Origin of the sequence: Mesorhizobium kowhaii (assembly GCF_042431665.1) — a bacterium.
Lineage (GTDB): Bacteria > Pseudomonadota > Alphaproteobacteria > Rhizobiales > Rhizobiaceae > Mesorhizobium > Mesorhizobium kowhaii.
Genome location: NZ_JBHLYT010000033.1, coordinates 303,721 through 322,520, shown reverse-complemented (window position 1 = coordinate 322,520; position 18,800 = coordinate 303,721). Strand labels below are relative to the sequence as shown.

The following is an 18,800-nucleotide window of genomic DNA, read 5'->3' as shown; positions in this document are numbered from 1 at the left end:
TTTTCACCCTGTTCCTTTGATTGCACGAGGACGTTACTGCCGCAGCGCGGCGGAGATGGCGTCGAGGCCGCCGCTTAATTCGGCCGCGGTCGGCCAACCGAAGCCGACACGGAAGAAGCGTTTTTCCATTTCGAACCAGTGGCCGGGTCCAACATAGGTGCCATGGTTTTCCAGCAGGTTCACGTAGAACCGGTCGAGATCGAAGCCGGGATCGACATTCAGGCGCGGGAAGCCGACGACACCGCCTTCGGGCCGCACCCAGTCGACCAGCGGCTCGCGGTCGATCCAGGCCTGGACGATGTCGCGGCGCCTGGCCATTTCGGGCAGCAGCGTCGCCAGGAAGGCGTCCCGGCGCTGCAGCATGCCACGCGCGATGCCTTCATCGATGACGCTGCCGCAGATGCCGATCTGCTCGTTGGCGGCGAGGAACTTCTCCTGAAGGTCCGCATCCCTGGTGATCAGCCAGCCGATGCGGATGCCGGGAATGCCGAAGGCCTTGGACAGCGACGAGACGCTGATCGCCTTCGGGCTCAGCGATGCCGCCGACGGCAGGCGCTTGCCATAGGAGAGGTCGCGGTAGGTTTCGTCGACCAGCAAATGGCAGTTGTGGTGCTCAGCGAGGGCGACCAGCGCATCGAGTTCGGCCCGGTCCATCATCGTGCCGGTCGGGTTGTGCGGGCAGGTGACGCTGATCAGCCTGGTGTTCGGCCGTATCGCCGCCGCGACTTGGCTGACATCGATAGCGAAGCCGTCCTCGAAGGCCAGGTCGACAAAGCTGATAGCGCAGCCGATCGCCCTTGGGGTCTCGATGTTGGTGGCGTAGTTGGGCCTGATGACGACGAGATGAGCGCTAGCCGACAAAAGCGAGGTCGAGATGATGAACAGCGCGCCGGCAGCGCCGGCGGTGACAAGGACATCATCGGGCGAGATGCCGGCATCCTGCGCCGCGATCAGCGCGCGCAACTCCTTGTCGCCGCGATGCTCGCCGTAGAAAAGCGTGAGATCGGGCAAGGACAGGCCGATGTCGGAGAGTTTCTGGTCGGCGATCGAACTTTCGGAAAGATTGTAGCGGATCCGGTCATAGCCGTACTCTTCCGGCGCCTCTTTCTCGATCACCATCCTGGCGTAGTTCATGGCTCTCCCCCAAAAGAATCCGTCCGATTCATCCAAGCCACAAAAACATGAAGCCTGCCAAGGCGGATTCGCCGGCAGGCTCCAATCAATCCATTGGCTCAGCCTATTGGCTCTGTGCGGAATTGCCTCAGGCCGAAGCCTTGGCTTTCCTGCCCTTGACGACCGGCTTCGGGGCGGCCTTGCGGCCGAGCCCGATCGACTTCGCCAGCAGCGAACGCGAAGCGGCATAATTGGGAGCGACCATCGGATAATCCGACGGCAAGCCCCATTTGGCGCGATAGGCATCCGGCGTCAGGCCGAAATGCACGCCGAGGTGACGCTTCAGGGATTTGAACTTCTTGCCGTCTTCCAGGCAGATGATGAAGTCCGGTGTCACCGATTTCTTGGGGTTGACCGCCGGGACCAGCGGCGCCGCCACCGGCACCACCGGCTGGCCGAGCCCGCTTATCGAAGCGCTGACGCTGGCGATGAGATCGGCGAGACCTGAAACGGGCAAGCGGTTCTTCTCGACATAAGCGGACACGATGTGAGCGGTCAGCTCGAGCAGGTCGATGTCTTTACGGGCGCTGTTGCTATCGTCGGTCAATCTATTTCTCCGTCTAAAGCGCATGACCTGAAAATCGGATTCGATTCCCGGAAAGGATCATGCGCAAAATCAAAATGCTGCGGCGTCCTTTGTGCATCCACGGGACGGGCGGCGTTGTTGTGGCGCGAAATTCCTAGTCGGCAAATCTGCGCAGCGCAATGACTTGATGCCGCGGCACACGTTATTTTGAACAACTATATTAAACAATAATAATATCAGACTATCAGCGCCTTGTCGCGCCACAAACGAAAGCCGCCTTCGAAGGCGCGTGTGTTGTCGCCGCGCCTCGAGTCGGTGGGCAATTCATCGAGCTTGTCGACATTGCCGCCGCCAATGACGACATAGTCAGGCTGCATGGCGGCGCGGAGCCGGTCGACGACGTCGAACACATATTTGCGCCATCTCTTCTTGCCGCGCTTTTCCAGCCCGCGTTCGCCGACATAGTCCTCGAAACTCCTGCCCTTCTTGTAGGGAAGGTGGGCGAGTTCCATCGGCTGGGCGACATTGTCGACGATCATCGCCGCGCCGAGGCCGGTTCCCAGTCCGATGAACAGCATGCGGCCGCCCTCATAGCTGCCGATGGCCTGCATCAGCGCGTCGTTGACCACCTTCACCGGCTTGCCGAACTGCGCGGCGAAATCGTAGCCGGCCCAACCCTTGCCGAGATTGGCAGGATCGGTGAGCGGCCTGTTGTGGTTGACCGGGCCGGGATAGCCCATCGAGATGACGTCGTAGGACAGGCCTTCGGCGAGCTTCTTGACCGCATCGGTCATCTGCTGCGGCGTCAGGCCAGGTCCCGAGTCGGCGCGGCGCTCCGCACCGCCGGCGCTCGAGAGGATCTTGACGTGCGAGCCGCCAATATCGATCGAAAGCACGATCTTCTCAGCGTCCAATGCAGGCTGCTTCATCGCCTTGGCCATTGTGCCACCTCCACTCACTTTACCGGATCGATCCAGCCATTGGGCGGCCCGAACCCGGCCATCACGTCCGCCGGACCCCATGTGAGCGGTTCATAGAGGTGCGGCGGCGTGGTGTCGCCAAGCACCGGGCCGACGATGCGCCAGGCCAGCTCGCTGGCGTCCTGGCGGGTGAACAGCTGGCCGTTGCCGTTCATGGCATCGCCGATCAGCCGCTCATAGGGCGGCATGTCGCTCTTGCTGTCGTCAAGCGCCGTCAGTTCGACCTGTTCGCCGATCATGTCGTCGCCCGGCGCCTTGCGCTGGGCGCCGATGGCGATCACCACTTGCGGATCGATGCGGAAGCGGACGTAGTTCTGGTCGGCGGGCTTGATCGGGTCGAAGACGTCGAGCGGCGGCCGCTTCAGCCGCACCACCACCTCGGTGACATGCACGGGCATGTTCTTGCCGGCGCGGATGAAGAACGGCACATCCTGCCAGCGCCAGGTGTCGACGAAGAAACGCACCGCCGCAAAGGTCTCGACCGGTGAGTTCGGCGCCACGCCGGGTTCGGCGAGATAGCCGGTGAACTGGCCGCGCACGACATCGTCCTTCGTCAGCGTCCGGATCGCGCGCAGCACCTGCACCTTCTCGTCGATCAAATCGTCGGCTGACCGGCCGACGGGCGGCTCCATGGCGAGCAGCAACAGGATGTTGAGCAGATGGTTCTCGATGACATCCCTGATGCAGCCGACATCGTCATAGAAGCGGCCACGCCCCTCGACGCCGAAATCCTCGGCCATGGTGATCTGCACGCTCTCGACGAAGTTGCGGTTCCAGATCGGCTCGAGGAAGGAATTGGCGAAGCGGAAATAGAGCAGGTTCTGGATCGCTTCCTTGCCGAGATAATGGTCGATGCGGAAGATCGACTGTTCGTCGAACACCAGATGCAGGACCCGGTTTAGCCAGCGCGCCGATTGCAGGTCGTGGCCGAAGGGCTTTTCCACCATCAGCCGCGCGCCATGCGCCGTGCCCGATTGCTCGAGCCCCTGGACGACGGTCTCGAACATGGTCGGCGGCACGGCCATGTAATGCAGCGGCCGCTGGGCGGTGCCGAGCGCGTTTTTCAGTTTCTCGAACGTCGCCGGATCGCGGTAGTCGCCGCTGACGTAGCGCAGCAGCGACGCGAACTTGGCGAACACCTTTTCGTCGATCTTGCCGAGCGCATCGACGATGCCGTCGCGGGCGCGCGCCTGCAATTGCTTGAGGTCCCAGGCGTCGAACGCGACGCCGATCACCGGTTCGGTCAGCGTGCCCTTGGCGACCATCTGGTAAAGCGCTGGAAATATTTTCTTGTGGGCGAGGTCGCCGGTCGCTCCGAAGAGCACCAGCGTATCGGACCGTTCCTGGCTCATCAAATTGTCTCCCCTGCCGGCCGTCACGAGCCGGACTTCGGCTTTTCGACATGGCCGCCAAACGCATAGCGCATGGCGGACAGAAGCTTGTCGGCGAATTCGGATTCGCCTTGCGAGGAGAAGCGGTCGAACAGCGCCGAGGACAGAACTGGCGCCGGCACGCCGGTGTCGATCGCCGCCTTCAGCGTCCAGCGTCCCTCGCCGGAATCCGAGACGCGGCCGCCGAAACTCGCCAGCGAGGCGTCTGACTTGAGCGCGCCGGCGGTCAGGTCGAGCAGCCAGGAGCCGATGACGCTGCCATGCCGCCAGACCTCGGCGACGTTGGCGAGGTCGATGTCGAACTGATAATATTCCGGGTTCTGCAGTGGGCTGGTCTCGGCGTCGGCGGCGCGCTTGACCTTGCCGGCATTGCCGGCCTTGAGGATGTTCATGCCCTCGGCATAGGCGGCCATGACGCCGTATTCGATGCCGTTGTGGATCATCTTGACGAAATGGCCAGCACCGCTCGGGCCGCAATGCAGATAGCCGAAGGGTGCCGTGCCGGCGGCGGCCTTGTCGGGAGCGGGCGCGCCGGCATCGGCGCCGGGCGCCAGCGTGGCAAAGATCGAATCGAGATGCTGGACCGCCTCGTCAGGCCCGCCGATCATCAGGCAGTAGCCGCGATCGAGGCCCCAGACGCCGCCACTGGTGCCGACATCGACATAGCTGATGCCCTTGTCCCTGAGCTTCGCCGCCCGGTCGACGTCGTCATGGTAGTAGGAATTGCCGCCGTCGATGATAATGTCGCCGGGTTCCATCAGGGCGGCGACCTGATCGACGATCTTGCCGGTGATTGCAGCCGGCAGCATCAGCCAGACGCAGCGCGGCTTGGCCAGCTTGCCGACGAATTCCGCAAGGGATGCCGCTCCCGACGCACCGTCGGTTACGAGCGCGGCGACGCTGGCCGGGTTGATGTCATAGACGACGCATTGGTGGCCGTCGCGCATCAGGCGCCGGACCATGTTGGCGCCCATCCGGCCCAGTCCCATCATTCCGATCTGCATGGTTTCGTCCCTGTTTCCTGGAGATTTACGGGGTTTGTCGAGGAAGGATCGACTGGCTATCCTGCTCGCCTGATATGACGGAGAAGTCGACATTCTCCCAATCACCGGCTCCGGACCAGAAAAAAGTGAAGATCAGCGTGCTTCCGCTGGGGAGGTTGGCCGTGGGCAGATCGGCAAGATGGATGCCGAAAGCGTTCTCTGTCGTCTGACTGTCGACGGCGGTTGCCCAATTGTCGGTGCTCCAGCGAACCGTCGCCGGGGCCAGCAGCTCGACGCGCAGCGTCTTGCCGGCCGGGATCGTGCGGATCTTGTTGTTGAACCGCCATGTCCTGAGCGGCGATACAGTCTTGTCCTCGATGTAGCGCTTGACGCCTTGCGGCGGCATGTCGAAGACCGCGCCGTCGCGCAGCGAGCGCAACAGCTTGATATACTCCGAATGCGCCCAGACCAGCGGCATGGCGCTGCCCGAGGGACGACCGTGCAGCAGTTCGCGCTCGGCCAGGTCGGCGCCGTCCCAGACCTGTTCGGGCAACAGGCCGCCCGGTCCGGCCGAACCTTCCAGCGCGGCCAGCAGGCTCGCCGCCTTGTCCTTGCGCCCCGCCGCCAGCTCGTAATGGGCGCGTTCGCCGGCCAGCAACGGCCAGGGCCGGCCCTGGCCGGTGCCGTCGAACGGCGCTCCATCCTCGTGTTCGCCATAGCCATCGCCATTGTAGCGGTACCAGAGCGGTCCCTGCGGCAGGTCGCAGCGCAATTGCGCATCGATGACCTTGACCGTGTCGACGATGCGCGGATCATCCGCTGCCCTCAGGCCAAACCGGACGAGCGCCAGCGCGTCCGGGCTGACGATTGCCTCGGCTGGACGGTCGGTATCGCCGGGCGGCCGGTTCTTGATCGGGACATAGCCGTCCTTCGGCGAACCGGCCTCGGCGCTGTCGGGCGGTGCGATGCGGACGTAGTAGCCGTCGACGCCGGCTTGCCGGCAGAGTGCCGTGCCGGTGACATAGGTCCAGCGCTCGACCTGGTCGTTCCAGACATCGGCGGTCTCGCGCAGATAGGCCGCCGCGCTCTGCTTGCCGCAGGCGTCGAGCAGGTCCGCTGCGGCGAGCAGTGCGGCGATCTCGATGGCCAGCGTGAACGGGCTGTAGCCGGCATCCTCCTCCCAGCGATCCTCGCCGGTGACGGGTCCGTTGCGCACGACATAGCTGGCGGCGCGCTCGATCATTGGCAGGAAGGCTGCGAGCCTGGCACGCGGCAGGTGTCCTGCGCGATGCAGCGCATCGGCCAGCAGCAGCGGGAAGGCGCATTCGTCCATCTGGATGCCTGGCCAATAGGCCGATCCATCGAGCCAGGCGTTCTGCGGCCAGCGTCCGTCCGGCTGCTGGATGGAGTGCAGATAGTCAAGGATTTGCAGGGCCGACGCGGCGTCGCCGGCAGCGAGAAAGCCACCTGCCGTTTCGACCAGATCGCGCGGCCAGACCAGATGATAGCCGCCGAGATCGTCGTCGCCCTTGTTGAAGCCCCACGGAATCGAAAGGCTGGCGACCGCCGCACCCGGCACGGCGATCGACCGGTGCGTCGCCAGGACAGCGGTCGAGACGCGATAGAAGTTGATCCCGGATTCGCCATGCCGGTCCAGCGGCAGCAGGCCCTTTTGCCATTTGCGCCATTTCTCGACGTAGGATTTTGCGGCGGGCTCAAAGCCTCGTTTCAAGCTGGCGAAGGCATTTTCAGCAGCCTCGTCGGGCGTCGCGCCAAAACCCAACGCCAGCAACGCTTTTGATTTGCCAGTAGAAAAACCGATCTCGCCGGTCAGCGCGACATTGCCGTCCTCGGCCCGCCGGCAAGTCGGATCGAGTTTGCCGGTGTTGTGGAGCTGCTGCCAGCCGTCGGAGGCGCCGACATAGCCGGCCGAGCAGCTTCGCCAGGGCAGCGACGAGGCCAGCGCCAGGCAGGTGCCACGCCCCGAGGCGAACAGCACAGGCTTTCCCTTGTGGTCGCCGACCCAGGCGGTGTTTCCCATGCCGGCATTGATCAGATGCGGCGCCAGCAAGGCGTAGACGCGGTAGTCGCCGGCGGCACCCTTGAGCGGCGTGAAAACGATCTCCTGCAGCAAAGCGGGCCGGGCCGGGTCGGCGAGGATGCTCTTTTCGATCCGATAGGCGCCGTCGGCGGCGGTGTTGACCAGCCTGTAGGCCGGCACGCCGTCCTCGAATGGTTCGATGGCGTGCGCGGCATCGCGCTTCTCTTCGGAGAAATAGCCGTCGGGGCCGGTGACGATCAGGCCGAAATCGCGCGTGCAGGCGCTGTCGAGGCGCGGATAGTAGATCTCGTTGAGGATGCCATGGCTGATCGTGAACCAGATCTGGCCGGCCGGCGAAAGGGACGTTCCGACGCCACTCTTGGCGCTTGACGTCCAGCGGGCCGGAATTCCCGGGGCGCCCGGAGCAACGGTTGGCGTCACTGGCATTCTATCGCGGTCTCCTGACCCTTCCCTAGACCAGGACGCGAACCCTTTTCAATCATTGCACCGCAAAGTGATCGCCACCGCCAATGGCGCCCTCGTTGACAGCGGCGCCGCGTAGCGTCCACTATTCCCGGCACGGGAGGATCGCGAAGCCATGCCGGAGGTGTCCCTGGTCCTGATCGACCGGTTGCTGGCGATTTCGCGGGCGCTTGCCGGCCATATCGATCCCGGCACGGCGTTTCGCGCGACGGCCATCGAGATCGGCACGCTCATTCCGCACGATCACATGGATCTGGCGGTGCTGTCGCATGACGGGCGCAGGCACGCCTGTTATGAAGCCGGCTTCCACACCAGCTGGAGCGAGCTTGCCCAGCATCCGCTGCCGACCGAAGTCAGCCCGATCCGCTCGGTGCTGTGGGGCGAGGTGCCCTACCTGCTTGCCGACGACGCGCTGCGCGACCAGCGCTTCCATTTCGCCACGGCCATCGACGGGCCGATCTTCGCCGCCAGGCTGCGCAGCCGCATCGTCGTGCCGCTCAGGGCACGCGGCGGCATCATCGGCGCCCTTAACATCAGCCGGCACGAGGTCGGCTGCTACACGCTTGCCGATGTCGCGGTCGCCCAGCAATGCGCCGATCTGATCGCGCCCTATATCTTCGCGCTGATCCAGACCGAGGAGGCGCGCCGCGCCATGCTTGCCGAGAGCGAGGCGCGCAATCGTGTCGAATTGCTGCGCGTCGGCGCCTCTCAGCTGACCGAAGGCATGGAGCGCGAACGCCGGCGCATGGCCATGGATTTGCATGACCAGACGCTTGCCGACCTCGCCCGCATCGCCCGCCAGCTTTCGGCCTTGCGCGGCCAGGGCGTGGCGCGGGCGGCGCAGCTTGCCGACCTCGAGCTGGAGGTCGCCGGCTGCCTGACGGAACTGCGCCACATCGTCGACGACATGCGGCCGAGCGTGCTCGAACTGTTCGGCCTGCGCGACGCGGTCGAAGCGCATCTCAACCGCAGCGTCGCCAGAGCCAAGCCGCCGATCGCCGTGCGCATCGCCGACACCAGTGACGGCGGCGCCGACAGCCTGCCGGAGCCCGTCCGCACCGCGCTCTACCGGATCGTCCAGGAAGCGATCAACAATGCCGTTCGTCACGCCGCGCCGCGCCGCATCGATGTTTTGCTGGCGTCGACCGCGAGCGTCCTGCGGGTGATCGTCACCGATGACGGCCAGGGCTGCGGCACCGTCGATCCGGCCGCCCATGGCGGTATTGGCCACATGCACACGCGGGCAGCCCTTATCGGCGCGCGGCTGCGCATCGGGCAGGCCGGCCGCAAGAGCGGCGGCACCCGTGTCGTCGTCGAGATCGACCGCCAGCCGTCGCGGGAATTGCCGGTTGCGGCGGCCGCAACGGTGCCCGGTCAGCTCGCCGTGTCGGAGGCCATGTGATGCTTGTGATGATCGCCGAAAATGACGGGTTGCACCGCACATTCGCGCGTCGCACCGTCGAGCAATTGTGGCCCGGCGACGTCGAGGTGATCGAAGCGAGCGACGGCGAAGACGCCATCAACCTAGCGGCCGAGCGCGAGCCGCCGCATGTCGTGCTCGATCTGCAGATGCCGAAGGCAACGGGGATCGAGGTTGCCAGGGCGATCTGGAACCGCCGCGCCGGCACGCACATCCTGTTCTGGTCGAATTTCGCCGACGAGGCCTATGTGCGCGGCGTGGCGCGCATCGTGCCGCCCGGCTCGGTCTATGGCTATGTGCTCAAATCGGCGACGGAGGAAGGCATGCGCTCGGCCCTGCGCGGCGTTTTCCGCGAAGGCCACTGCATCATCGACCGCGAGATCCGCGGCATCCAGCACCGCGTCCAGGACAAGTTCGAGGGCATCACCGACGGCGAGTATGAAAGCCTGATCGACATCGCGCTCGGCCTGACCGACCGGGCGATTGCGGCGCGCCGCGGCCTGTCGATCCGCGGCGCGCAGAGCCGCATCAAGCATGTCTATGACAAGCTCGGCATCGTGCCGGCGGAGGACGGCGCCAGCGATGCTTCCGTGTTCAACTCGCGGACGCGGGCGATCTATCTCGCGATGGCGCGCGGCCTGATCAACATCGACGCGCTGCGCCGCGAGCAGGACCGGCTCGATGCCTGGCTGGCGCAGGCGCCGCCCGAGCACTAATTCTAGCCAGCGCGACTGTGCAAATGCACAGTCGTCCCTGCGCTTTGACCCGTATCGCCACGCCGGTGCCGCAACTACCTTCGATCCCCAATAAGAAAACATATCGGGGAAGCGCTCATGCCATTCGTCACCATGCGGATTCGCACGGCTGCTCACGCCGCCGGGAGCCAGTGATGTCGGCGTCGGCGCGAGCCCGCCATCCCGGCTTCGACGACGTCGTCGGCGATGCGACGATCGAAACGCTGGCGAGTGGCTTCGGTTTCCTCGAAGGGCCGGTGTGGCATCCCTACGAGAAGTGGCTGGTCTTTTCCGACATTCCGGAAAGCCGCATGTACCGGCGCAGCGCCGCGGGCGAGATCGAGCTGTTCCGTGAGCCCAGCCACAAGGCCAATGGCAACACGCTGGACCGGCAGGGGCGGCTGGTGACCTGCGAGCACGCGACGAGCCGGGTGACCCGCGCCGAGCCCAACGGCAGCGTGACCGTGCTTGCCACACACCACCAGGACAAGCAGCTCAACAGCCCGAACGACATCGTCGTTGCCACCGGCGGATCAATCTACTTCACCGATCCGGGCTATGGCAGGGTGGAGTTCTACGGCGTGCCGCGGCCGCAGGAGTTGTCCTTCCAGGGTGTCTACCGCATCGATGGCGACGGCACCCGGCTGACATTGCTGGCCGATGATTTCGTGCAGCCGAACGGGCTTTGTTTTTCGCTGGACGAGTCGCGGCTGTTCATCAACGACACCGAACGCGGACACATCAGGGTGTTCGGCGTCGAGGCGGACGGCGATCTCAACGGCGGTGCGGTGTGGGCGGTGACCGAGGGCGACGGGCCGGGAGCGCCAGACGGCATGAAGATCGACAGCCGCGGCAACGTCTATTGCACCGGCCCCGGCGGCATCCATGTCTTCGACGGCTCGGGCGCCATTCTGGGTGTCATCCGGACGCCGGAAGACTGCGCGAATTTCACCTTCGGCGACGACGACCTGAGGAGCCTCTACATCGCCGCATCGACGTCGCTGTACCGGCTCCGGGTGCGCGTGCCGGGATTGAGACTGTTTTGAGTTCGGGACCGTCCGTGCTCAAATCAGATTGGGAGTGAGGCCGGGGTCAAAACCGGCGGGAACTGCAGCAGTAAACATCATCTGGGAGGATTACGACATGAAGAAACTGTTCGTCTTGGGCGCCTTGGCGGCAATGCTCGCCTCGGGCACCGCACTGGCCGACACCAGTGGCAAGAAGATCGCCTTCTCCAACAACTATGCCGGCAATTCCTGGCGGCAGGCTATGCTGGACAGCTATGGCATCGTCACCAAGAAGGCGGTCGCGGACAAGGTCGTCGGCGCAGCCGATATCTTCACCACCGCCGACAAGGAAGTGCCGACGCAGGCGGCCCAGGTGCAGAACCTGATCCTGCAGGGCTATGACGCGATCGTCATCAACGCCGCTTCGCCGGATGCACTCAACGGCGCCATCAAGCAGGCGTGTGACGCCGGCATCACCGTCGTTTCCTTCGACGGCACCGTGACCGAGCCTTGCGCCTATCGCGTCGTCGTCGACTTCAAGGACATGGGCAAGCAGGAAGTCGAGCAGATGGCCAAGTTCCAGCCCAAGGGCGGCAATCTGCTGGAAATCCGTGGCCTTGCCGGCACCTCGATCGATGATGCCATCCATGCCGGCATCCTCGAAGGTGTGGCCGCCCATCCCGAGTTCAAGATCGTCGGTTCGGTGACCGGCGACTGGGACCAGACGACGGCACAGAAGGCAGTTGCGACCATCCTGCCGTCGCTGCCGGACGTCGTCGGCATCGTCGACCAGGGCGGTGACGGCTATGGCGCGGCGCAGGCCTTTGCCGCCGCCGGCAAGCCGCGCCCGACCATCATTATGGGCAACCGCCAGGACGAATTGCAGTGGTGGAAGGAACAGAAGGACAAGGACGGCTACAAGACCTGGTCGGCGTCGATCGCGCCGGGCGTGTCGTCGCTGGCCTTCTGGGTGGCGCAGCAGGTGCTCGACGGTCGCACCGACATCCCGCACGATCTGCTGGTGCCGTACCTTGCCTTCACCCAGGACGATTTCGAAGCCGAGCTGCCGAAGATCGTCAAGGGTGGCGTCGCCAGCCACGAATACACGCAAGAGGACGCGATCGCGGCGATCAAAGCCAACATCAAGTGAGTGTAGGAGAAGCGTTGCCGTCCGTATCGTCGAACGGATATCGTTGAGCATGGTTGCAGGGAACGCTGACATCATCAGACTGAACGGCGCCGAAAAACATTTCGGCGCCGTTCGCGCGCTGGGCGGCGTGGATTTCCACGTTGGCCCCGGCGAATGCGTCGGCCTCGTCGGCCACAATGGCGCCGGCAAGTCGACGCTGATGCACATGGTGGCGGGCACGCTGATGCCCGACAGCGGCCAGATCGGGGTGCATGGCGGCATCGAGGACAATTACTCGGTGTCGCGGGCGCAGCAGCTCGGCATACGCTGCGTCTTCCAGGAATTGTCGCTGTGCCCCAATCTCAGCGTCGCCGAGAACACGCGCATCAACCACGCGTCGCTGCGCGGCTTCGGCTGGCGGCGCAAGGCAGCCGAACTGATCGCCGCCAAGCTCGACGAGATCTTTCCGGGCCACAGCATCTCGGCGTCGGACATTGTCGGCGACCTGTCGATCGGCCGGCGCCAGATGGTCGAGGTGGCGCGCGCCTTTACCGTCACCCAGGACCGGCTCGACCTCGTCATCCTCGACGAGCCGACATCGTCGCTCGACGCCCATACGGCCGGCCAGCTGCTGGCCTTCGTGCGCCGCTTCGTCGCCGGCGGTAAAAGCTGCATCCTGATCTCGCATGTGCTGGGCGAGGTGTTGCGGAATGCCGATCGCATCGTGGTGATGCGCGACGGCAAGGTGGTTGTCGCCGACGCCGCTGGTGCGTTCGACCGCGACCGGCTGGTGACGGCGATGGGCGGAGCGGAAGCGCGCCAGAAGATCGCGGCGCAGGTCGCCGACGCCAAACCAGGGACCAGCGCGCTGCGGGTGCGGGCGCGACCCGCCGTGCAGAAGGACGGCACCGACCTTGTCGCTCGTGCCGGCGAGATCATCGGCCTTGCCGGTCTGGCTGGCCACGGCCAGACCGACCTGTTGCTGGCGATCTTTGCTGCTGCATCGCGCGCCAAGGCCGGCATCGAGGTCACCGCGCCGGTGGCGCTGGTGGCCGGCGACCGCCAGTCGGATGGCATCTTCCCGCAATGGTCGATTGCGCAGAATATCGGCATCCGCTCGCTGGCGCGTTTGCGCAACGGGCTGTTGATCTCGCCGCAGCGCGAGGCCGAACTGGCCGCAATCTGGCAAAAGAAGATCGGCATCCGCACGCCGGACATGAACAACAACATCTTCTCGCTGTCGGGCGGCAACCAGCAGAAGGCGCTGTTTGCCCGGGCGCTTGGCTCGGACGCACAGATCGTGCTGATGGACGATCCGATGCGCGGCGTCGATATCGGCACCAAACTGGAGGTCTATGACCTCGTACAGGAAGAGGCCCGCCGTGGCCGCACCTTCCTGTGGTACACTACGGAAACCGAAGAGCTCGACAATTGCGACCACATTTATGTCTTCAAGAACGGCCGCATCGTCGCCAATCTGCGTCGCGACGAACTGACCGAAGAGAAGATCATCCAGTCCTCGTTCGGCGATGCGGCCTGAGATGACGGCCGCCAGCCTCGACACCACCGCCAAGACTTCCGCCGAGCGTGGCGCGCTGGCCCGGGCCCGCCTGCTGCGCGGGCTGCTGCCGGCGCTGTCGCTGGCGCTGGTGCTGCTCGCCATCGCCTGGCTCAACCCGCGCGCCATCAGCTATTTCGGCTTCAGCCTGATGCTGAACCTGGCGATCCCGATCGCCCTGGCGACGATCGCGCAGATGTTCGTCATCGCCGGCAACGAGCTGGACCTATCGATCGGCACCTTCGTCGGTTTCGTTGGCTGTGTCACCGCGACCTGGCTGAAGGACGCGCCGCTCATCGGTGTTGTCATCCTGCTCGGCTCGATTGGCGTCTATGCGCTGCTCGGGGCGCTGATCCATCTGCGCAACCTGCCCTCGATCGTGGTGACGCTCGGCATGAGTTTCGTCTGGCAGGGGCTGGCCATTCTCGTCCTGCCCAAACCCGGCGGCAAGGCGCCGGACTGGCTGCTGGCGTTCATGGCATTCAAGCCGCCTTTCGTGCCATTCCCGATCATCGCCGCGCTGCTGATCGGCCTCATCGTTCACTTCGGCCTGATGCGCACTTCCTACGGCGTGATCCTGCGCGGCTCCGGCGGCAATCCGGCAGCCCTCGGCCGCGCCGGCTGGTCGCTGCTCAAGACCAAGATCGTGCTGTTTTCGCTGGCCGGCCTGTTCGGCGTGCTGTCGGGCATGGCGCTGATCGGCATTACCACCTCGGCCGATGCCAATATCGGCAATGGCTATACGCTGCTGGCGATCGCCGGCGTCATCCTCGGCGGCGGCGAGTTCGTCGGCGGCCGGGTGTCGCCGATCGGCGCGGTGATCGGCGCGCTGACACTGGCGCTCGCCGCCTCGCCTCTGCTCACCTTCATGCACATTCCGCCCGACTGGCAGGTGGCCGCCAATGGCGCCATCCTTATCATCGTGCTGGCGGCCCGCGTCCTGATCAGCCGCAGGGAGAGGTAGCCATGGCCGTGTTGAAACCACTGCTTGCCAAACCCTGGATCTGGTCGTTCCTCGGCGCCTTGCTGGTGTGGCTGGCGACGATCGTCTTCACCGGTGGCTATGGCGCCGGCGGCATGGTTACGGCGGCGCTGTCGCTTGCGGTGTTCACCGTCATCGTCGGTGTCGGCCAGATGTTCGTCATCACGCTCGGGCCGGGCAATGTCGACCTGTCGCTGCCGGCCAATATCGGCCTCGCCAGTGCCGTCGCCATGAAGGTGATGGACGGCAACGACTCCATGATCGTGGTCGGGCTTTTGGCGGCGCTCGCCACGGGGGCTGCGATCGGCGCCGCCAACTATTTGCTGATCTGGGCGTTGCGCATCCCGCCGATCATCGCCACGCTGTCGGCCAGCTTCATCATCCAGTCGATCGACATCAGCTATGGGCGCGGGCTGCAGATCAAGCCGCCGCCGGGCTTCGCGGATTTCGCCAACTGGCAGGTGCTGGGCATTCCGGCGCTGGCGATCCTCACCGTGCTGTTCACCATCGGTGCGGCGATCGCGCTGCAGCGCATGATCTATGGCCGCTCGGTGCTGGCGATCGGCCAGAACATCCGTGCCGCATGGCTCGCCGGCGTCAATGTCGGCCGCATCCGCTTCCTCACCTACACGCTGTCGGGTGCGCTCGGCGGCATCGACGGGGCGCTGCTCGCTGGCTATTTCCGGGGCGCCAATGTCGACATCGGCAACGAGTATCTGCTGGCCTCGATCGCCGTCGTCGTCATCGGCGGCACATCGGTGGCTGGCGGCAAGGCCAACGTGCCGGGCGTCTGGGGCGCGGCCCTGTTCCTGGTGCTGCTGTTGACCATGCTCAACACGTTCGGCGTCAGCGCCGGCGTGCGGCTGCTGCTGACGGGGCTGATCATTGTCGGGGTGATCACGGCCGCGGGTGGGCAGAAGGCGCTGCGTTGAGGTGTGTTGATATTCAGGTGATGCCGGCCTGCAAACGGCGGGTTTCTGCGCTTCCGGTGCTCACGTACCCGAATGTACGCTCCGCTCCGGTTCTCGGAACCCACCGTTTTCGGCTCGGCCTGACCTGAATCTCAACACACCTCCGAAAACCGCAGACGCCTCGACCCACGCCGGCGTGCAGATGCTCTCAGGCGCGCGCTCTTCCCCGAGCTGATGTCGGGCCGTTGAAGTATTAAAGGCTGGGATTCATTGTGCCAGGCCGGCATCGGGTTCCCATCGGCGTCATGGCGCTGTAAATCCGGTCCGCGCGGCCACGGCCGCTCACCATCGCTGGGAGGTTTTGCGTGTCCGATTTCCTGAAGGTCAGCCGCGACGGCGATGTCGCCATCGTCATCATCGACAATCCGCCGGTCAATGCGCTGAGCTTCCACGTTCGCGAACCGCTAATGCAGGCTCTCGTTGAGTTGCGGGATGATCCCTCCGTCGCGGCCATCGTCATCGCCTGTGCCGACCGAACTTTCGTTGCCGGCGCCGACATCACTGAATTCGGCAAACCGGTGCAGCAGCCCGAACTGCGCGCCATCGTGGCGACGCTGGAGATCATCGCCAAGCCGACAATCGCCGCCATTCACGGCACCGCGCTTGGTGGCGGCCTGGAGCTGGCGCTCGGCTGCCATTTCCGTGTCACTGATGCCGGCGCCAAGCTCGGCCTGCCGGAAGTAAAGCTCGGCCTTTTGCCGGGCGGCGGCGGCACGGTGCGGCTGCCGCGCCTTGTCGGCGCGGTGAAGGCGCTGAAGATGATCGTTTCCGGGGCGCCGATCGGTGCTGAAGAGGCGCATGCCACCGGTCTGGTCGATGCCGTCTTCGAAGGCGATCTGACCACGCATGTCGTGAACTTCGCCAGGGAAATAGCCCGCAAGGGTGGTCCCTTCACGCCGGTGCGCGATCGCGATGAAGGGCTCAAGGCAACTGACCTGGCCGCCTTCGACACCGAGGCAGCGGACCTTGCCAAGAAGGCGCGCGGCCTCGAGGCGCCGATCGCCTGCGCGCAGGCGGTGCGCAATGCCGTCACGCTGCACTTCGACGAAGCGCTGGCGGCGGAACGTGCGCTGTTCGTGAAGCTTGTCGCCAGCGACCAGTCGCGCGCGCAACGGCATCTGTTCTTCGCCGAACGTGAGGCGGCAAAGATTCCCGGCAAAGATTTCATCAAGCGCAGGATTGCCCGCGTCGGCGTCATCGGCGCCGGCACGATGGGCGGCGGCATCGCCATGGCCTTCGCCAATGGCGGCTATCCCGTCACCTTGCTGGAGACCAGCCAGGAGGCCTTGCTGCGCGGACTGGCGACCATCGACAAGAACTATGCCGTTTCCGTCACACGCGGCTCATTGACCGAAGACGCCAAGCGGCAGCGGCTCGCCCGGTTCACGGGATCCACCGACTATGCCGATCTCGCCGATTGCGACCTGATCGTCGAGGCGGTGTTCGAGGACATGACGGTCAAGAAGGAGGTTTTTGGCAGGCTCGAAGCGGCAGCCAAGCCGGGTGCGATCCTCGCCACCAACACCTCCTATCTCGACATCAACGAGATCTCCGCCTCGACCTCGCGCCCGCAGGATGTGCTCGGCCTGCATTTCTTCTCGCCGGCCAATGTCATGAAGCTCTTGGAGATCGTGCGGGCCGAGAAGACCGCGCCCGATGCGCTGGCTGCCGTCGTCGACCTGGCGCGGCGGATCGGCAAGGTGGCTGTCGTCGTCGGCGTCTGCCACGGTTTTGTCGGTAACCGCATGCTGGCGGCGCGTGGCGCCGAATCCGAAGCGCTTCTGCTCGAGGGCGCAACCCCGCGCCAGGTCGACCAGGCGTTCACCGATTTCGGCTGGCCGATGGGACCGTTCCAAATGGGCGATCTCGCCGGCCTCGACATCGGCTGGCGCAACCGCAAGGCGCGCGGCCAGACGGCCGTGATCGCAGACACGCTGTGCGAACAAGGACGTTTCGGCCAGAAGACCGGCCGCGGTTACTATCTCTACGAGGCCGGCGCACGCACCGCAGTGCCCGATCCCGAGGTCGAGGCGCTGATCCGCGACAAGGCGGCCGAAAAGGGCATCGCACCGAGGGCGGTCGGCGCGGAAGAAATCATCGAACGCACGCTCTATCCCCTGGTCAATGAGGGCGCCAGGATTCTGGAGGAGGGGATCGCGGCCCGCGCGTCAGACATCGATGTCGTCTGGGTCAACGGCTACGGCTTTCCCGTCGGCAAGGGCGGCCCGATGTTCTGGGCCGGACTTGAAGGGGCGGCCAAGATCATCGAGCGGCTCGAGTACTGGCATCAGCGCACCGGAAGGCAAGTCTTCAAACCGGCGCCGTTGCTCAAGCGAATGGCCGAAACCGGCTCCTGGGAAGCCGGGGAGTAGAGCGGTTCATCGTTTCACGGAAACGCCGAACCGCTCTATTCTCTTTGTTTTGACGCAATTCCCTGAGGGAAAGCGCTTTTCCCGGGAAGACCGCTACACACTTTTCCTGGAATTGCACTCCGTCTCGGCCTTCAACCAGTCGGCGAAGATCGTCATTGCCTGCGAGTTCTGGCGCCTGCGCCGTGCCGACAGCCAGTATCGGCCGACATCGACCGTGCAGTCGAAAGGCTGCACCAACTGGGCCGAACAGAGCTCGCGGCTGAACATCGAAACCGGCAGCAATGCCACGCCGGCACCCTGGACGGCAGCGTTCGCCATGGTGACCGATGAGTCGAAGACGATGCCTTTGATCGGCGGGCAATGGCGCCCTGCCGTCTCGAACCAGCGCAACCATTCGTCTTCCCGGTAGGAGCATAGCAGCGTTTCGCGCGCGAGATCGGACGGGTCGCGCAGGCGCGCCGCGATGCCGGGCGTGCAGGCCGGCGAGAAGGCGCCGGGCAGCAGCGGCGTGTTCTCGGTTCCCTGCCAGGAGCCGTCGCCGAAGCGAATGGCAAAATCGAGACCGTCGGCGGCGAGATTGACCCGGTTGTTGTTGGTTGAGATGCGCAGCTCGATGTCCGGATAGGCCTGGTGAAATGCCGGCAATCTGGGAATCAGCCAGCCCGAGGCGAAAGTGCCGACGACACCGACTGTGACGATGTCGTTGAAGCGACCGCCCTCGAAGCGGTCGAGCGTGACGCTGATCCTGTTGAAGGCATCGCTCAGTACGGGCAACAGTGCCTCGCCCTCCTCGCTCAAAGCGAGGCCGTGCGGCAATCGGCGAAAAAGCCTGATACCAAGGACTTCTTCAAGGCCCTTGATCTGATGGCTGACGGCGGCCTGGGTGACGCGCAGTTCGAGGCCGGCGCCGGTGAAACTGAGATGCCTTGCAGAGGCCTCGAAGGCGCGCAAGCCGTTCAGCGGGAGGTGCGATCGCTTCATCATCCCAGCCCTAATTTTTCTTATGGCGGGGGCGATGTTTACTCGTTTGCGATGGGGCCGGATCCGGTC

Annotated in this window: 15 protein-coding genes; 8 read left to right on the top strand and 7 right to left on the bottom strand. The window is 64.9% G+C overall.

Going from position 1 to position 18,800, the window contains the following annotated elements:
* Positions 1-33 precede the first annotated feature (33 nt).
* The 6 genes from ACFFNA_RS21045 to ACFFNA_RS21020 all read right to left on the bottom strand — a co-directional run bounded on the left by ACFFNA_RS21045 (position 34) and on the right by ACFFNA_RS21020 (position 7,541).
* Positions 34-1,134: an aminotransferase class I/II-fold pyridoxal phosphate-dependent enzyme gene (locus tag ACFFNA_RS21045; RefSeq protein WP_378921279.1), complete on the bottom strand. Its 1,101-nt coding sequence runs from the start codon at positions 1,132-1,134 to the stop codon at positions 34-36.
* Between the two features lie 127 nt (positions 1,135-1,261).
* On the bottom strand, positions 1,262-1,720 hold the full coding sequence (locus ACFFNA_RS21040; RefSeq protein WP_111548496.1) for a Ros/MucR family transcriptional regulator: 459 nt from the start codon (positions 1,718-1,720) through the stop codon (positions 1,262-1,264).
* Between the two features lie 215 nt (positions 1,721-1,935).
* Entirely contained in the window at positions 1,936-2,640 is a 705-nt protein-coding gene (locus ACFFNA_RS21035; protein WP_378921277.1) for an ROK family protein, read from the bottom strand.
* Positions 2,641-2,654: 14 nt separating this feature from the next.
* On the bottom strand, positions 2,655-4,031 hold the full coding sequence (gene zwf / locus ACFFNA_RS21030) for a glucose-6-phosphate dehydrogenase (protein ID WP_378921275.1): 1,377 nt from the start codon (positions 4,029-4,031) through the stop codon (positions 2,655-2,657).
* A 23-nt stretch (positions 4,032-4,054) separates the two neighbouring features.
* Positions 4,055-5,074: a phosphogluconate dehydrogenase (NAD(+)-dependent, decarboxylating) gene (gene gnd, locus ACFFNA_RS21025; RefSeq protein ID WP_378921273.1), complete on the bottom strand. Its 1,020-nt coding sequence runs from the start codon at positions 5,072-5,074 to the stop codon at positions 4,055-4,057.
* A gap of 25 nt (positions 5,075-5,099) precedes the next feature.
* A complete protein-coding gene (locus ACFFNA_RS21020) occupies positions 5,100-7,541 on the bottom strand; it encodes a glucan 1,4-alpha-glucosidase (protein WP_378921271.1) in 2,442 nt (813 codons plus the stop codon).
* Between the two features lie 151 nt (positions 7,542-7,692).
* Here ACFFNA_RS21020 and ACFFNA_RS21015 point away from each other — a divergent pair, with 151 nt between their 5' ends.
* The 8 genes from ACFFNA_RS21015 to ACFFNA_RS20980 all read left to right on the top strand — a co-directional run bounded on the left by ACFFNA_RS21015 (position 7,693) and on the right by ACFFNA_RS20980 (position 17,750).
* Positions 7,693-8,979 carry a sensor histidine kinase gene (locus ACFFNA_RS21015; RefSeq protein WP_378921269.1) on the top strand — a complete coding sequence of 429 codons (1,287 nt, stop codon included), beginning with the start codon at positions 7,693-7,695 and terminating at the stop codon, positions 8,977-8,979.
* The gene (locus ACFFNA_RS21010) at positions 8,979-9,713 is read left to right on the top strand and encodes a response regulator transcription factor (protein WP_111548490.1); all 735 of its coding nucleotides are present in this window, start codon (positions 8,979-8,981) and stop codon (positions 9,711-9,713) included. The genes ACFFNA_RS21015 and ACFFNA_RS21010 overlap by 1 nt, the downstream gene beginning before the upstream one ends.
* Positions 9,714-9,886: 173 nt before the next feature.
* Positions 9,887-10,777 (top strand): SMP-30/gluconolactonase/LRE family protein, encoded by an 891-nt coding sequence (locus tag ACFFNA_RS21005; protein WP_111548489.1) that lies wholly within the window; start codon positions 9,887-9,889, stop codon positions 10,775-10,777.
* A 97-nt stretch (positions 10,778-10,874) separates the two neighbouring features.
* Positions 10,875-11,888: a substrate-binding domain-containing protein gene (locus ACFFNA_RS21000; RefSeq protein WP_184872543.1), complete on the top strand. Its 1,014-nt coding sequence runs from the start codon at positions 10,875-10,877 to the stop codon at positions 11,886-11,888.
* Between the two features lie 49 nt (positions 11,889-11,937).
* Positions 11,938-13,407, top strand: a complete 1,470-nt coding sequence (locus ACFFNA_RS20995) for a sugar ABC transporter ATP-binding protein (RefSeq protein WP_378921266.1) — start codon at positions 11,938-11,940, stop codon at positions 13,405-13,407.
* Position 13,408: 1 nt separating this feature from the next.
* Positions 13,409-14,389: an ABC transporter permease gene (locus ACFFNA_RS20990; RefSeq protein WP_378921264.1), complete on the top strand. Its 981-nt coding sequence runs from the start codon at positions 13,409-13,411 to the stop codon at positions 14,387-14,389.
* Between the two features lie 2 nt (positions 14,390-14,391).
* A complete protein-coding gene (locus tag ACFFNA_RS20985) occupies positions 14,392-15,339 on the top strand; it encodes an ABC transporter permease (protein WP_378921262.1) in 948 nt (315 codons plus the stop codon).
* 344 nt (positions 15,340-15,683) lie between these two features.
* Positions 15,684-17,750 carry a 3-hydroxyacyl-CoA dehydrogenase NAD-binding domain-containing protein gene (locus tag ACFFNA_RS20980; protein WP_378921260.1) on the top strand — a complete coding sequence of 689 codons (2,067 nt, stop codon included), beginning with the start codon at positions 15,684-15,686 and terminating at the stop codon, positions 17,748-17,750.
* 93 nt (positions 17,751-17,843) lie between these two features.
* Here ACFFNA_RS20980 and ACFFNA_RS20975 read toward each other — a convergent pair whose 3' ends face one another.
* Positions 17,844-18,731 carry a LysR family transcriptional regulator gene (locus ACFFNA_RS20975; protein ID WP_378921258.1) on the bottom strand — a complete coding sequence of 296 codons (888 nt, stop codon included), beginning with the start codon at positions 18,729-18,731 and terminating at the stop codon, positions 17,844-17,846.
* Positions 18,732-18,800: the final 69 nt, after the last annotated feature.

Excerpts from the sequence above, each read along its gene's own strand:
- ACFFNA_RS21000 (WP_184872543.1), top strand. The coding sequence starts at position 10,875 with ATGAAGAAACTGTTCGTCTTGGGCGCCTTGGCGGCAATGCTCGCCTCG.
- ACFFNA_RS21020 (WP_378921271.1), bottom strand. The coding sequence starts at position 7,541 with ATGCCAGTGACGCCAACCGTTGCTCCGGGCGCCCCGGGAATTCCGGCC.
- ACFFNA_RS20985 (WP_378921262.1), top strand. The coding sequence starts at position 14,392 with ATGGCCGTGTTGAAACCACTGCTTGCCAAACCCTGGATCTGGTCGTTC.
- ACFFNA_RS21010 (WP_111548490.1), top strand. The coding sequence starts at position 8,979 with ATGCTTGTGATGATCGCCGAAAATGACGGGTTGCACCGCACATTCGCG.
- ACFFNA_RS20990 (WP_378921264.1), top strand. The coding sequence starts at position 13,409 with ATGACGGCCGCCAGCCTCGACACCACCGCCAAGACTTCCGCCGAGCGT.
- ACFFNA_RS21045 (WP_378921279.1), bottom strand. The coding sequence starts at position 1,134 with ATGAACTACGCCAGGATGGTGATCGAGAAAGAGGCGCCGGAAGAGTAC.
- gnd (WP_378921273.1), bottom strand. The coding sequence starts at position 5,074 with ATGCAGATCGGAATGATGGGACTGGGCCGGATGGGCGCCAACATGGTC.
- ACFFNA_RS21015 (WP_378921269.1), top strand. The coding sequence starts at position 7,693 with ATGCCGGAGGTGTCCCTGGTCCTGATCGACCGGTTGCTGGCGATTTCG.
- ACFFNA_RS21035 (WP_378921277.1), bottom strand. The coding sequence starts at position 2,640 with ATGGCCAAGGCGATGAAGCAGCCTGCATTGGACGCTGAGAAGATCGTG.
- ACFFNA_RS20995 (WP_378921266.1), top strand. The coding sequence starts at position 11,938 with ATGGTTGCAGGGAACGCTGACATCATCAGACTGAACGGCGCCGAAAAA.
- zwf (WP_378921275.1), bottom strand. The coding sequence starts at position 4,031 with ATGAGCCAGGAACGGTCCGATACGCTGGTGCTCTTCGGAGCGACCGGC.
- ACFFNA_RS21005 (WP_111548489.1), top strand. The coding sequence starts at position 9,887 with ATGTCGGCGTCGGCGCGAGCCCGCCATCCCGGCTTCGACGACGTCGTC.
- ACFFNA_RS20975 (WP_378921258.1), bottom strand. The coding sequence starts at position 18,731 with ATGAAGCGATCGCACCTCCCGCTGAACGGCTTGCGCGCCTTCGAGGCC.